A 14,326-nucleotide genomic window follows, 5' to 3' on the forward strand; every position below is an offset into this window, starting at 1 on the left:
GTGAAAACCATAACCTTCGATAAGCGAAGGATAAAATAATTGCTGCTGTTCCATTTAATAATGATTAACACAGCGATATAACATGGCAGGTGTAATCGTGCCAATGACACCTGCCATAAGCCTGATGAAAAAGATTATATAAGGACAAGAATGCCTGTTGCAGCAGGCTGATGCAGTATAACGATTTATTATTTTGCGGCATCTGGCAGCAGTTGCCGAATAAAGCTGACCGAGCTTTCCATGGCCTGAACTGCTTCCGGCTGCAGCCCGGTGAAAAAGTGCCACGCATGGAACATTCCCGGCCAGACTTCCAGATTAACCCGGACGCGATGATCACCGAGGTGACATGCCAGTCGCATCGCGTCGCTTAACATCAATTCATTTTCCCCAATCTGTATAAGAATCGGCGGCAAGCCGGTCACGTCGGCAAACACCGGGGATGCCATCGGATGATTTGGTAGTGCGTCACCGAGGAAGGTGCGTGCGAGAAAATCGAGTCCAGCCCTGGTGTTCAGCGGATCAAGGCCCTCTCTGTTTGTCATGGATGCGCCGCTATGTTCAAGATTTGCCCACGGCGAAATAGCGACGCCACCGGCTGGCAGAGGTAATCCTTTATTACGGGCGGCCACCATCACTGTCACCACCATTGCGCCGCCAGCAGATTCACCCACCAGTACGATTTTGCTGGCGTCATAACCCTGTTCTGTCAACCACTTATACGCTTGTAAGGTATCAGTTATCGGCGTCGGAAAAGGATATTCTGGTGCCAGCCGATAATCTGGCATATAGATACGGGCACCCAGCATACTGGCATAGTTACCACCAATGCCGTGATAGCCCGCCGGCTCACCGACGATGTAAGCACCTCCGTGAATATACATCACGACAGCGTCGGTTTTGATGGTCGCTGGCGTAACGAGCGTCCCCGGCACGCCACCCATATCGACGTCACTAAAACTGACGTCTGCCGGTGCCTGATTTTTTGCCAGCATACGGGTATAAGCGGCGCGAATTTCACTCATCGGTGTCGTGACATCTGCACCGGTGATGACAGGCGCAAGACCAGCCAGACTTTCAGACCACGCTTTGACAGCCTGTTTAGTTTGTGGATTCAGCATAATTCTTCCTGTTTTAATTTGTTCAGTTATTTAGCGAAAACTTATAATATCCGAACATTAAGGGAATGTGCTTCCCATATCCGGGTACGGTCACGCCCATTTAACCGGAACAGCAACAATGGAAATTAACAGCATTAATGACATCGCGGCGTTTGTTGCCGCCGTTAAAGCAGGCAGCTATACCCATGCAGCAGGTTCACTTGGCATCACGCGTTCGGCGATAGGAAAGAGCATCGTCAGGCTGGAAACCCGCATGGGTGTCAGACTGCTTAATCGCACTACCCGCAGCCTTAGTCTGACTGACGAAGGTCGGGTCATGTTCGATAGATGCCGTCAGATACTGGACGATCTGGACGAGATAGATGCGGCAATGGCGATGCGCCGCATACAACCGGCTGGAACGCTACGGCTTAGCGCACCCCTGTCTTTTGGTCAGCGACATATTCTGCCACTGTTGGATATTTACCTGAAAAAGTGGCCGCAGCTTCGGGCTGAAGTGTCGTTTAGCGACAGATTTGTTGATCTGATTGAAGAAGGTTTTGATATTGCCGTACGCATAGGCGAGCCACGAGATGATTCACGTATTCTGACCCGAACCATTGCCACACAGAAAATTGTCACCTGTGCCTCACCGGAATATCTCAGCTCGCGGGGGGAACCTGAGACGCCACAGGCGTTAATCGAACACGACACTATCTTTCTGCTGAGCGCAGAAAAAAGACGTAGCTGGCGGTTCGAAACACCGCAGGGCACATTTATCTATGAAGGACCTGGCCGATTAAATCTCGATAGTTCTGAAGCAATAAGAGCCTCGGCGTTATCAGGCTTTGGTATTGTGCATCTGCCTACCTATCTGATCGGTGAGGACCTCCGCAAAGGGCGACTGATCCCCATCCTTCAGGATTATCCCTTTACTGCCGAACCGATACGCCTTATTTATCCCAGTAAACGCCATTTATCACCGCGGATACGCGCGTTTATAGATTTGCTGGTTGAGCGTTGGCAACAACAATTACCCTGGGAGTAGCGGGTCCCGGGGTCTTCTTTTTAAGAGCAATTTATCTCTCAATATCGACCGGGGAAAATCCCCGCCAGCAGCCTCAGATTTTATCAGAACGCGTCATTGTGACTCCAGACTTATTAGGTCTGGAGTCACATCACAATACGCGTTAAAATTTGCCGCCTTGCAGCGAAGAAGAGAACAGGTAAAGGATCATTGTGACGGTTGCAGAATTACGTTCGCCCCATGTTGGCCGCCATGTGTTGATCTGGCTGGATCAGGTCAGAGCCGCCTCTTTGGGTGAACTGGATAACTTTGGTGATGAAGGCTCGGTTGAGCAGGTGATGAAAGTCTGGGTCAAATTATCACTGCTGGTCAGTCGCCGCCGCCCGGAAATCGCCGTGTCATCATTACTGAAACATGTGCTGCCAAACATCGGATCGCAGCCGCTTAAATCGATCAACCGTTTACGGCTCAACCGCCTGTATAACATTTTGATTGCCGACGGTAAGAAAGAAGAGGCGCGGCGGGTCTTCGCCCTGACTAAACAGTTTCTCGCCTGGGCAGAGATGCAGGGCTATCTTGATCATTCACCGATCGCCTCAATGAAAAAACGTGATGTTGCCGGACGCGCGACGCCGCCGCGCAGTCGCCAGCTGACCGATGCTGAAATCTGGGTGTTCTGGCATGGACTGGATAACTGGGCTTTGTCTGAGCAGGCGCGCTGGGCGCTGCGCTTGTGCCTGGTCAGTGCACGACGGCCCGATGAAATTGTGCAGGCGCAAAAAGCGGAATTTGATCTGACACTCGGCCTGTGGAAGCAGGGCACCCGCAACAAATCACAACGGGAACATATCCTGCCGATTTCGCCGCTGATGCGTCAGTGCATAGATGCGCTGATGCGCGCCACCGATCCTGACTCACCCTGGCTGGTGCCGGCACCGCGCGATCCGCAGTTACCGTTGTCGAAAGGTGCGCTGAATCAGGCATTGCGCCGCATGATCCGCGCCCCGCGTGGGCTGGGACTCGACGCCTTTACCCCGCGCGATTTACGCCGCACCGCGCGTTCCAAACTTTCCGCGCTGGATACCCCGAACGACGTCGCCAGAAAAATCATGAACCACGCGCTGGAAGGAATAGATAAGGTGTATGACACGCACGATTATCTGACGCAAATGCGCAGCGCAATGAACGCTTATTCGGCGGCGGTAGAACAGATCATCGGTTGCGAAAGTTACCTGGCGTTACGCCATCGCTTCGACGGCGAAACGCTGACCCTGAATGAAAGTTCTATTATGGCCATGTCAGCCTAAGCGTTCAGGCCTTATTTTCATAAATGGTAGCGCAGCCAGGCGAAATAGACGTTGCCATTATTGTGCGTGCCGGGAATATAGGTCATCTGAAAGTCGAGCTTAGCGTATCCGACAGACGCCAGCGGCAATATCGCCGGTAGCGGAATATATTGCCAGTTATGCCTGGCGGTAACACCGGCGGTATATCCGGCCCCCCAGTGGAATTTTTCATCCGCTAATGGCCGCCAGGTCGCTAGCCAGCCATAACCACCAAAGGGTTCCCACTGATTAAAAGAATCCCTGAAGGTCATAATATAGAGGCCATGCCAGTTACCTTTTTGGTCATAACGGGATATCCCTCCGCCGGCACCCCACGGCCTTTCATTATACTTATCAATGTGTTCACGATCGTAGGTTGCCCGGTTATGCCAGGTAATCGCCGGCAGATAAAAGTCGATGCCGTCTGGCTGCTGCCATGTGGTGGCGACGTTATTACTGAAATTTTCCCAGCCGGTGCTGACACCGTGCGCAACAGAAGCGGCACCCGCCGGGAGAGCACTGCAAACGATAATAATAGCTGACAGAGTGCGCATATTTTTATTCAGGCGCATAAATAAATTCCCGTTTTAAGCCTAACTCATGGCGGATAACGCCAAATGTAATAGCGGGGATTCTGTCATTTAAACAGACAATTTCATTTAAATGAAAATTTATTGGCGACGGGTTTTCGCTCCAGTTTGATAATGAATGTTTCTGTTACCAACCCCAACGGATAATTTACACACCCATCATCAGTCAATACCGCCGATCTCTGATCCAGCCAGCAACTCTCGGCGACGCATACCAAGTCCTGAATAAATTCGCATCATTTGCTAACAAATTCTTGCAATGATAATCGCAATGCGTATATTTCTCATTTGTTTTAAATAAACATCACACTCGCGCCCAGGCGCTCAGGGAAGGGTTTTGGTTCCTCAAACCATAAGCAGGGCAGACATGCCAGCAGGAAGCATGGTCGTGAACAGTGGCAGCATAAAAATCATAATAATTTGAGGAATTAACGATGTCTTTTGATGTTCAGCATGCCAGGGAAAGGTGCGTGTCGGCCCGTCAGCGCCCGCTACGCTACTCCTTACTGGCCGCCATGATTGCCACCTCGCTGGCACATAATGCCGCCCGTGCCGCAGAAACGTCTCCGCCAGCCGCCAGCGACAACCAGACCATGACGGTCAGCGCCTCAGCACAAACAGAGGGCGCGGCAGCGTCATCTCCGGCCAGCGATTACAGCGTCCCGGTGACCCGCGCGGGCACCAAAATGCTCGGTACGGTGCGTGATGTGCCGCAGTCTGTCAGCATTGTCAGCAAGCAACGAATGGAAGATCAGCAGCTTCAGTCGCTGAATGATGTGCTCTCTAACACCACCGGCATCCGCGGGATCAGTGGTGATATGGACCGCACCAACTACTATTCACGCGGCTTCATGATCGACAACTACATGGTTGACGGCATCCCAACCGCGTTCGCCGCACGCTGGAACCTCGGTGACGCCCAGACCGACATGGCGCTGTATGAGCGGGTCGAAGTGGTGCGCGGCGCAACTGGCCTGCTGACCGGGCCAGGCAACCCCTCCGCCGCCATCAACATGGTGCGCAAGCACGCCGACAGCAAGGAATTCGGCGGCACCGTTTCCGCCAGTTACGGCAGCTGGAACAAGCAGCGTTACGTTGCCGATCTTTCCGCACCGCTGAGTGAATCGGGCAACGTGCGTGGCCGACTGATTGCCGGCTGGCAGGATAACAACAGTTTCATTGAGCGTTACGGCGCGAAAAAGCAGTTTGTCTATGGCGTGGTTGACGCCGACCTGACCGATTCGACCACGCTGTCGGTCGGCTATGAGTTCAGCCAGGTGAATACAGACTCCACCATGTGGGGCGGTGCACCACGCTGGTATACCGACGGCAGTCAGATTCACAGCCGTCGCGGCTACAACACCGCGCCGGACTGGGCCTATAACGATAAAGAGAACCGTAAACTGTTTGTGAACCTGAAACAGGACTTCGATAACGGCTGGAACATCACGCTGAATGGCGCGCACAACGAGATGCGGCTCGACAGTAAACAGCTCTATCTTGACGGATTCTTTGATAAGAATACCGGCGTCGGATACTCCTCCTACGCCAACTATCCGGTGGTCGGCGGAACCGGCTACAACACCGGCAAGCGTAAGGTGGATGCGGTTGATGCCTTCGCCAGTGGTCCCTATGAACTGTTTGGCCGCCAGCATGAACTGATGGTCGGCGTGAACTACAGCCGTCAGGACAACAAATACTTCAGCACCTTCGAAAATATCTCTCCTGAGTCGCTGGGTAATTTCAATGATTATAACGGTCAGTATCCGGAATCCGACTGGACGCCACGTTTGCCCGCCAGCGACACCCAGCTGGTGCGCCAGAAATCAACTTACATGGCGACCCGCCTCTCACTCGCCGATCCGTTGCATTTGATCGTCGGTGCCCGTTACACCAACTGGAATCGCGAAACCCCGACCGGCGAGATGGAGAAGAACAACACCACGCCTTACGGCGGGCTGATCTTTGATTTCGCTGAAAACTGGTCCGCTTATGCCAGCTACACCTCGGTGTTCCAGCCGCAGGATTATCGCGACGTCAACGGCGCGTATCTGGCGCCGGTGATCGGTAAAAACTACGAAGCGGGCCTGAAATCTGACTGGATGAACAGCCGTTTTACCACCTCACTGTCGGTGTTCCGTACCGAACTGGATAACGTCGGCGAAGCCACTACCCAGACGGTAAAAGGCTCGGGTGATGTGGCCTACATTGGCCGTAAAGGCGTGGTCAGCCGCGGCGTAGAGTTTGAAGTCAACGGCGCACTGACCGATTACTGGCAGATGACCTTCGGCGGCACGCGCTACATTGCAGAAAACCGCGACGGCAGCACCTTTAATCCGCAACTGCCGCAGACCAGCTTCAACCTGTTCACCAGTTATCGCCTGCCTGCGCTGCAACAGCTGACGCTGGGCGGCGGAGTAAACTGGCAGACCCACGTCTGGAACGACGTCGGTGCACCGGAAGGCAACGGCACCTGGCGCGCCCGTCAGGGGAGCTATGCGCTGGTTGACCTGTTTGCCCGCTATCAGGTCAGTAAAAACCTGACGCTGCAGGGCAACCTGAATAACCTGTTCGATAAAGAGTACGACACTAACGTCGCCAGCTCGGTGGTTTATGGCGAACCGCGTAACGTCTCGGTTACTGCCAGCTACACCTTCTGATCATCCCCGATAAAACGCCTCAGCAGAGGCGTTTTTTTTACGATATTCCGCTGGCTGCCGGCCTCAGGTAAAGCGTAAGGCCAGATGAAAACCCTGTCCTGCTTCAACCAGAATCGCCTCCGGCTGTTGTTCAAACCTGACGTCGCCCGCCAGCAGCGCCGTTTTAACTTTGGCCAGATCGTCGCTAACAAAGCCCAGCGCTACCATCCGCGCACTGCCATCATAATCTTCCGGCAGCGGCCCAAAGCGCTGCTGCGCATAGTCTGCCGAGGCAAAACGCACCGTGGCAGCACCGGCGCGTAACACAAAAGCGCCTTCCGGACAGGCGATAATTTTTCCGCTGCCAAACAGGTGGCTGTAGACCTGCGCCGACAGGGCCGGGTCCTGCGCCACAATCACGAACTCACTGATATTGCGCACACCGTTCGGATGCGCCTGCCACGCCGGCTGCCACACCGCTTCCGGCGTCAGATGCTGACAAAAAAAACTGCGGCCGTTGGGGATTAAAGACGGGCGCAGTCGCACGGTGCGAAAACGCGCTTCAGTCACCGCGCCATCGGGCAGGGTAACCGGCCGGTGAAAGCTGGCGGGGGGATCGCCATCCAGATCCTGCCGCTGCAGATGCTGATATTCACTATCGGCCTCGCTGCTCTTCCACACCAGACCGCTCAGCCCAGGTGGCGCTTGCCACAGATCGGCACGGCGGGCGGCCTTGCCCGGCTCATAGCCTAATAACTCAAGATAGTTTTCGCCGAACACAGCCAGATGGTTACTGGACCCCAGCGAGTGATGACCCCGTTCGGTCAGCTGAAACCCGAGGCGACGAAACAGCGCGCTGGCCGCATCCAGCTGATCGGCGACATTGATCACAGCGTGATCGAGAATCGGTTGTGGGACAGGGACAGACATCAGCAGATTCCTTCTTTTGGTCATTGTGCCGCCACAATCTGCAACGCGCGTGGCGCCAGGCGGGTGAAGTAGTTCACCGCAGGCTCGATCAGCGATTCATCAGGATCGAAACCGGCATGATGCAATCCATACGTGCTGGCGCTGCCGATACTGACGAATGCCCCAGGCACCTGTTGCAGATAGAAAGCGAAATCTTCGCCGCCCATCTGCGGGGTGGCGGCGCGCTCGGCCAGATAGCCGGTTTCCTGCGCCAGTTCCAGTGCCACATCTACCCAAGCTGGCGTATTGATCAGTGCCGGTGGGCCTTCCGTCCATTCCAGTTCGGCGGTGGCACCAAAGCCGGCGGCGATGCCCTGAATTAATGCGCTAATCCGCTGCGGGATCTGCGCCCGAATCTCGCTGTTATGGGTTCGCACCGTGCCTTCCAGCTCGACGCTTTCTGGCAGCACATTCCAGGTGTTGCCGGCGGTAAAGCGCGTCACGCTCAGCACTACCGTCTCGAGCGAACTGAATACCCGGCTCGGCAGCGTCTGCAAAGCGGTCACAATGTGGCTGGCAATCACAATAGAATCGATGCCTTCCTGCGGCCGCGCGGCGTGTGCGCCTTTGCCCTTAACCCGGATGACGAAGCGATCAACGTTAGCGTAGAACGCGCCCGGGCGGGTCCGCAGCGTCCCCAGCGGCAGATCAGGCGCATTGTGCAGGCCAAAGATGGCCTGCACCCCCTCCAGCGCCCCGGCATCGATCAGCTGTCGTGCGCCGGTAAAGGTCTCTTCCGCCGGCTGAAACAGGATCCGCACCCGGCCAGGCAGCGTGGCTTCACGCTGTTTCAGTTGCAGGGCAACACCCATCATCACCGCCGTATGCAGATCGTGACCGCAGGCGTGCATCACCCCCGGTTGCTGTGAGCGCCACGGCCGGTCAGTAATTTCATCAATCGGCAGCGCATCGATATCGGCACGTAGTGCGATCAGCGCCGGTCCGTCGCCCATCTCCGCCACCACGCCGGTTTTCAGTCCCAGCGGCAGCAGGCGGATGCCCGCCTGTTCCAGCCAGCGGGTAATGCGTTCGGTGGTAGCGAATTCCTGACTGGATAATTCCGGATGCTGATGCAATTCGCGACGCCACTGCACCAGTTGTTCAGTTGAAAACGATGTCATGGTTATCCCTGTTGTTGCGGCAGAAAAGGTTCACCCAGCGTCAGCATCAGGCGGTTCGCCCAGGCAAAAAAGGCACTGGACTGGATCAGATCGAGCAGGGCAAGCGTGTCCAGCCCCTGATCACGCACCGCATCGATATGCTGTTGCGTCAGCCGCACCGGTGTGATCGATAGCGCCGCCGCGAAAGCGATCAGCGCCTGCCAGCGCGGGCTTTGACCGTGGGACAACACCGCACCCGGCGCCACGTTCAGCAGTTTCTGAATCGCATCATCCTGCTTCGCTAACTGACTGGCTTTGCGCGCATGGACCGACGCGCAATAGATACAGCCGTTAACCTTACTTACTACCGTTGCCGCCAGTTCCCGTTCAGCACGTGGCAGACCGCCGGCGGTGTAGAAAATGCCTTTATCGGTCAGGGTGCGCTGTTCCAGCAGCGGCAGGTTACGCGCCAGCAGAAGGAAATAATCGGAGTCGCTATGACCAAATTTAGCCAGCGTAGCCTGTTCATCCGCACTGAACTCCGCCAGCGGTTTCGCCGCCAGCCAGGGTTCCCAGCCCAGTTCACGCTGGGTAAAGGCGGTAACGGCCGTCTTGCCGCTGGCGGTGTGCGGCGCATCGTGCCAGTGACCAGCCACCACCGGCGGCGCGTCAGCCTGTGCCACATCGCCCTGTAATGCACGCAGACCGGCCAGCAACCGGCTCTGGAAACTGATAAAAGCCACCAGCTGCGCCAGCGTGACAATGCCGCGTGGGCTCCAGCCCGCCTGCTGCAATTCGGCAATGTGTGCCGGTGCCGCGCTGACCGGTTCGAAGGTCAGGCGTCGGGCAAACGCTTCGGCGGCCCGATCGCGCTCAGAGACGCCGCCCGGCTGCGACGATCGCAGGTGTAAATAGTGTGCCTGCAGGCCCGGCTGGTCATGCCACTCCGCCAGCTGCGCGGCCAATGCCAGCCGTTCAGGCAGCGGAAAATCATCCTCCTGCTGGCCGAACAGCACCGCATAACTGCCCTGGGTATGCTGGGTGGCGGCGTGGCGGACCTGGCGCGCTTGTGCCAGGTCAGAATCGGGGGCGATATCGGCCAGTGCGTTTAGCAGATCGTCAGCTTGAGTCATAACGTGCTCCTGTTAGCGAGGTTCGCCAGCCGCACGAAGCGCTGGCGCAAGATGTTCGGCAATCAGTTCGATCGAGCGCAGCGTGTCAGCATGCGACGGCTCAACGGAGTGCACCTGAAAAGAGATATCGGTGACGCGCAATAGCGTGCTGTCCTGTGCCAGCGAGCGCTGAACCGTCGCGACATCCCCGACGTGGGCATCAAACTGCGCCAGCAGATCGTCGAAGCGTTCGCCGCGCAATTGATGTCCGCCCGCGCGATACTGTTGCGCCTGCTGGCGAATGCCCGGCTCGGCCACCTGGCGTGCATACGCCGTCGAGTCCGCGACAAAAGCGGTGCGGGAGGCGAGAATGCGGGGCGTCACGCCCGCCGGTAGCGCCGCCAGATAGGCATCAATCAGCGGGTTTTGCAGCGCATCAAGCGGTAACGCCGGTTGGTCGGCCGGGCGCGGCTGGGTGCGGGACAGCATCAGACCGTGTCCGCCCTGTGCCGCGCGTACCGCACCTTCCACGGAGAATGTGGCGATCCAGACGCGATCGGCCAGTTGTGTCGCTGCCGGATAGAGATGGTTATCAGGATGGCCGAGCGAATCGCCTCGCCAGGCGCTGAGCAGGGTATGCAGATGTTCTGCAAACGCCACGCCTCGCGCGTCAAAACGCTGACCAAATGCGTGAAATGACGACGGCGTACCGCCCGATCCCAGCCCGATTTCCAGCCGGCCATCCGCCAGCTGATCCAGCACCGCAGCGTCTTCGGCGACCCGCAGCGCATTCTCCATCGGCAGGGTGATAATGGCGGTACCGAGCCGGATAGAGCGGGTGATCGCTGCAACGTGCGCCAGAAACAGCAGCGGTGACGGCAGCCCGCCTTCATCCTGATGAAAATGGTGCTGCGCCACCCAGGCGTTATCAAAACCACATCGCTCCGCGTGCTGAATCTGTTCGGTTGCCAGCCGGTAACGCTGCTTTGCAGGCACCTTATCCAGCAGGCGGGTAAAAAAGCCGAGGCGACGGGTCATGCTGACTCCTTAGTCTTCAGGGAAAGCGTGTTCAATGGAATAAATGGAGGGATGGCGTCGATTAATTCACGGCTGTAAGGATGGCGCGGGGATGAGAACAGCGTGACAACGTCACCTTGCTCCACCGCCTGTCCGGCTTTTAACACCGTCACGCTGTCGGCAATCTGCCGCACCGTGGCTAAATCGTGGGTAATAAACAGATAGGTCAGCCCCAGATCCGCCTGTAACTGCTGCAACAGATCGAGGATCTGCGCCTGTACCGTGACATCGAGCGCCGAGGTCGCTTCATCCAGCACCAGTATCTGCGGTTCGGCGATCAGCGCGCGCGCCAGCGCTACCCGCTGACGCTGGCCACCGGAGAGCTGATGCGGCCGACGCGACAACAGGCTCAGCGGCAGCGCCACTCTGTCGGTCACCGCCTCGACCCGCTGCCGACGCACTTCGCGGCTCAGGCGCTCAAAGTTACGTAACGGCTCTTCGATGATCTCAAACAGCGTCTGACGCGGATCGAGCGAGGCAAACGGATTCTGATAAACAAACTGGATTTTGCGTCGCAGCTGACGCAGTGCTTCACCGCGCAGTCCGTTGACAATATCGCCGTCCAGCGTCACCGTACCGCTGTCCGCCGTTTCAAATCCCATGACGATGCGCGCCAGCGTGGTTTTACCCGATCCGGATTCCCCGACCAGCGCATGGGTGGTGCCGCGTGCCACCTGAAAACTGACCTGATCCAGCGCCTGTAACCGCTGCTGTTTACCGAGGGCAAAACTTTTTGCGATAGCGGTAACCTGGATGGCGGGGGCAGAAAAATTCGCCCGCTGAGTCTGAGTGCGGGTACGCCGTTGCGGGGTGGCGTCCTGCAGCAACTGACGGGTATAGGGGTGTGCCGGCGCGCTGATCAGACGGGTCGCCGGAGCAGATTCCTGAATTTCACCGTGGCGGAATACCATAATCCGGTCAGCCCGCTGGGCCGCCAGCGCCAGGTCATGCGTTACAAACAACACGGCGGTTCCCGACTCACGCCGCAGTTGATCCAGCAGGTCAAGAATGCGCTTTTGCACCGTTACATCCAGCGCGCTGGTTGGCTCATCAGCGATAATCAACGCCGGTTGCAGGGCAAGCGCAATGGCGATCAATACCCGCTGCTTCATCCCGCCCGACAGCTGATGTGGAAACTGGTGAACTCGCTGTTCCGGATGGCTAAGCCCGACGCGGGTCAGCAACTCAATCACCCGCTGCTGACGATCGGCGCTGGAACTCGCCCGGTGCAGACGTAGAATTTCTGCCACCTGCTCACCGATGGTTTTCACCGGATTAAGGGAATTGCCGGGGTCCTGCGGCACCAGACTGATCTGCGCACCGCGCAGCGAATCGAAACGCTTCTGCGACCACTGACTGATATCGACGCCGTTGAGCCGGATTTCCCCGCGATCGCGGCGGCCGTTATCCGCCATCAGCCCGATAATGGCCTGCGCGGTGGTGGTTTTGCCCGATCCGGATTCACCCACCAGCGCCACCATCTCCCCGGCGTTAAGCGTAAAGCTGACATTGTGCACTACCGGTTGCCACAGATTGCCGCTGCGATAACTCAGGGTAAGTTGATCGACGGCGAGTAACGGTTGCCTGCTCATCGCTGGCCTCCTGACAGTTGCTGACTGATACGGTTAGCGGCGAGCACGACAGCCACCACCACCACGCCAGGAAAAGTGGTCAGCCACCAGGCGGTGGCCAGATAATTACGGCCTTCGGCGATCAGTAATCCCCATTCCGGGATCGGCGGCGGCGTGCCGTAGCCAAGAAAACTCAGGGTTGAGAGCGCCAGAATGGCCTGCCCAAACTGCAGTGCGGCATAGGCGATGACCGGGCTGAGCGCATTCGGCAGAATGTGACGCCACAGCACGGTGAAAAAGCGGCCGCCGCTGCCATAGGCCGCTTCGACATAGTCGCTGTGGCGGATGCGCACCACTTCAGCGCGCGCCAGCCGGGCGAAGCTGGCGATCGAGGCGGTGCCCACCGCCAGCGCCGCGTTCACCGTGCCGAAACCGAGCAGAATCAGCAGGCTCAGCGAGAGTAACAGCGCCGGAATTGAGAGCAGCACATCGACCAGCCGCATCAGTACCGATTCGGTTTTACCGCCTGTCGCACCGGCGATCAGGCCGAGCGCGGTGCCGATAACCAGTCCAATCGCCACCGCAATAAACGCCGCTGACAGCGAGTGTGACGCGCCGTAAACGATGCGGGCAAACAGGTCGCGTCCCAGCTGATCGGTACCCAGCCAGTGACCGGCCTGCGGCGCCAGACGCTGGGCGCCAGCCACGCCTTCAACCGGGCTGGCATCTGTAAACAGGCCAGGAAACAGCGCCGCCAGCATAGCCAGCAGCATCACCAGCGCCGCCAGCCATAAGCCGGGCTGCCGGCTGACAGCGCCTCTCTTCGCCCGTGCCGGGCGTCGCGCCGCGGCATAATCAACCAGACTCATGGTGTGCCTCTCAACAGTTGTAAGCGCGGATCAAGCAGCGGCATCAGCAAATCCACCACCAGGTTAATCACCACAAAGCCCAGCGCTGAAATCACCACCACCGCCTGCAGCACCGCCACGTCCTGATTATTCACCGCCTGCTGTGTGAGCTGGCCAAGGCCGCCCAGACCAAACACCGTCTCGGTGATCAGCGCGCCGGCGATCAGTTCACCCAGCAGTAAACCGGCCACCGTCAGCACCGGCAGCAGGGCGTTACGCAGCACGTGCCGCCACAGCACGTAGCCTTCGCTGGCACCTTTGGCTCTGACTACCGCCACAAACGGTCGGGTTGAGACCTCATCAATACTGCGCAACAGAATCTGCGCCAGCGGCGCGGAGATCGGGATCGCCACGGTGATAATCGGCAGAATCAGTCCCTGCCACGGCGAGGGATTGATCACCGGTATCCAGCGCAGCTGAAATGAGAACAGCTGTATTAAGGCGATCCCCAGCCAGAAGGTCGGGACCGAGATCAACAGCGCCGGCAGCGATTGCAGCAGATTACGCAGGCCGCGCAGCGCCGGATGGCGCGAGAGCGCCGCCAGCGCAAACGCCAGCAGCGTCGCCAGTAAAAATCCGCACAACGCCAGACGCAGGGTGCCCGGCAGATTAGCGACCAGCAGCTGGCTGACCGGCACGCCCGCCTGAACCGAATAGCCAAAGTCACCGTGCAGCATGGCGGCCAGCGTATGCAGATATTGCTGCCACAGCGGATTGTCCGCGCCATAAGCCTGACGCATCTCAGCAATCTGCTGCGGGCTGAGACCGAGATCCGGATTCTGGAACTTAATCAGTACCGCATCGCCCGGCAGCACCTGCAACAGGAAAAATGACAGGGTAAAAGCGGCCCACAGGACCAGCAGTCCCAGTCCTGCCCGATGCAACAAGTAGTGGCGCATCATCAACTCCGG

12 protein-coding genes are annotated in these 14,326 nt (G+C 57.7%); 3 read left to right on the forward strand and 9 right to left on the reverse strand.

What is annotated here, in order from left to right:
• Window positions 1-188: 188 nt before the first annotated feature.
• The gene (locus tag AC6I8D_RS21865) at window positions 189-1,118 is read right to left on the reverse strand and encodes an alpha/beta hydrolase (protein ID WP_312757437.1); all 930 of its coding nucleotides are present in this window, start codon (window positions 1,116-1,118) and stop codon (window positions 189-191) included.
• A 118-nt stretch (window positions 1,119-1,236) separates the two neighbouring features.
• Between AC6I8D_RS21865 and AC6I8D_RS21870 the strand changes: the two genes are divergently transcribed.
• Together AC6I8D_RS21870 and AC6I8D_RS21875 are read left to right on the forward strand one after the other, a co-directional pair.
• Window positions 1,237-2,145, forward strand: coding sequence for a LysR family transcriptional regulator (locus AC6I8D_RS21870; protein ID WP_312757439.1), 909 nt, complete (start codon window positions 1,237-1,239; stop codon window positions 2,143-2,145).
• A gap of 191 nt (window positions 2,146-2,336) precedes the next feature.
• Window positions 2,337-3,431 (forward strand): tyrosine-type recombinase/integrase, encoded by a 1,095-nt coding sequence (locus AC6I8D_RS21875; protein WP_497820928.1) that lies wholly within the window; start codon window positions 2,337-2,339, stop codon window positions 3,429-3,431.
• A 17-nt stretch (window positions 3,432-3,448) separates the two neighbouring features.
• Here the strand turns inward: AC6I8D_RS21875 and pagP are convergent, their stop codons facing one another.
• Window positions 3,449-4,021 carry a lipid IV(A) palmitoyltransferase PagP gene (pagP, locus tag AC6I8D_RS21880; protein ID WP_497820929.1) on the reverse strand — a complete coding sequence of 191 codons (573 nt, stop codon included), beginning with the start codon at window positions 4,019-4,021 and terminating at the stop codon, window positions 3,449-3,451.
• Window positions 4,022-4,473: 452 nt separating this feature from the next.
• On the opposite strand from pagP, the gene fhuE reads away from it, so the two are divergent.
• Window positions 4,474-6,699, forward strand: coding sequence for a ferric-rhodotorulic acid/ferric-coprogen receptor FhuE (gene fhuE / locus AC6I8D_RS21885; RefSeq protein WP_497820930.1), 2,226 nt, complete (start codon window positions 4,474-4,476; stop codon window positions 6,697-6,699).
• Between the two features lie 63 nt (window positions 6,700-6,762).
• Here fhuE and AC6I8D_RS21890 read toward each other — a convergent pair whose 3' ends face one another.
• The 7 genes from AC6I8D_RS21890 to AC6I8D_RS21920 are packed head-to-tail and all read right to left on the reverse strand — an operon-like array spanning window position 6,763 to window position 14,314.
• On the reverse strand, window positions 6,763-7,608 hold the full coding sequence (locus tag AC6I8D_RS21890) for a VOC family protein (RefSeq protein ID WP_497820931.1): 846 nt from the start codon (window positions 7,606-7,608) through the stop codon (window positions 6,763-6,765).
• A gap of 20 nt (window positions 7,609-7,628) precedes the next feature.
• A complete protein-coding gene (locus AC6I8D_RS21895; RefSeq protein ID WP_497820932.1) occupies window positions 7,629-8,768 on the reverse strand; it encodes an amidohydrolase in 1,140 nt (379 codons plus the stop codon).
• A 2-nt stretch (window positions 8,769-8,770) separates the two neighbouring features.
• Window positions 8,771-9,880 carry an alkylhydroperoxidase domain protein gene (locus AC6I8D_RS21900; protein WP_497820933.1) on the reverse strand — a complete coding sequence of 370 codons (1,110 nt, stop codon included), beginning with the start codon at window positions 9,878-9,880 and terminating at the stop codon, window positions 8,771-8,773.
• Between the two features lie 12 nt (window positions 9,881-9,892).
• Window positions 9,893-10,897 (reverse strand): putative FMN-dependent luciferase-like monooxygenase, encoded by a 1,005-nt coding sequence (locus tag AC6I8D_RS21905; RefSeq protein WP_312054058.1) that lies wholly within the window; start codon window positions 10,895-10,897, stop codon window positions 9,893-9,895.
• Window positions 10,894-12,528 (reverse strand): dipeptide ABC transporter ATP-binding protein, encoded by a 1,635-nt coding sequence (locus tag AC6I8D_RS21910; RefSeq protein WP_497820934.1) that lies wholly within the window; start codon window positions 12,526-12,528, stop codon window positions 10,894-10,896. The genes AC6I8D_RS21905 and AC6I8D_RS21910 overlap by 4 nt, the downstream gene beginning before the upstream one ends.
• Window positions 12,525-13,376: an ABC transporter permease gene (locus AC6I8D_RS21915; protein ID WP_497820935.1), complete on the reverse strand. Its 852-nt coding sequence runs from the start codon at window positions 13,374-13,376 to the stop codon at window positions 12,525-12,527. The genes AC6I8D_RS21910 and AC6I8D_RS21915 overlap by 4 nt, the downstream gene beginning before the upstream one ends.
• A complete protein-coding gene (locus AC6I8D_RS21920) occupies window positions 13,373-14,314 on the reverse strand; it encodes an ABC transporter permease (RefSeq protein WP_497821063.1) in 942 nt (313 codons plus the stop codon). The genes AC6I8D_RS21915 and AC6I8D_RS21920 overlap by 4 nt, the downstream gene beginning before the upstream one ends.
• Between the last annotated feature and the right edge of the window lie 12 nt (window positions 14,315-14,326).

The organism is Pantoea sp. X-Soil-MYKO-1785, assembly GCF_059730675.1.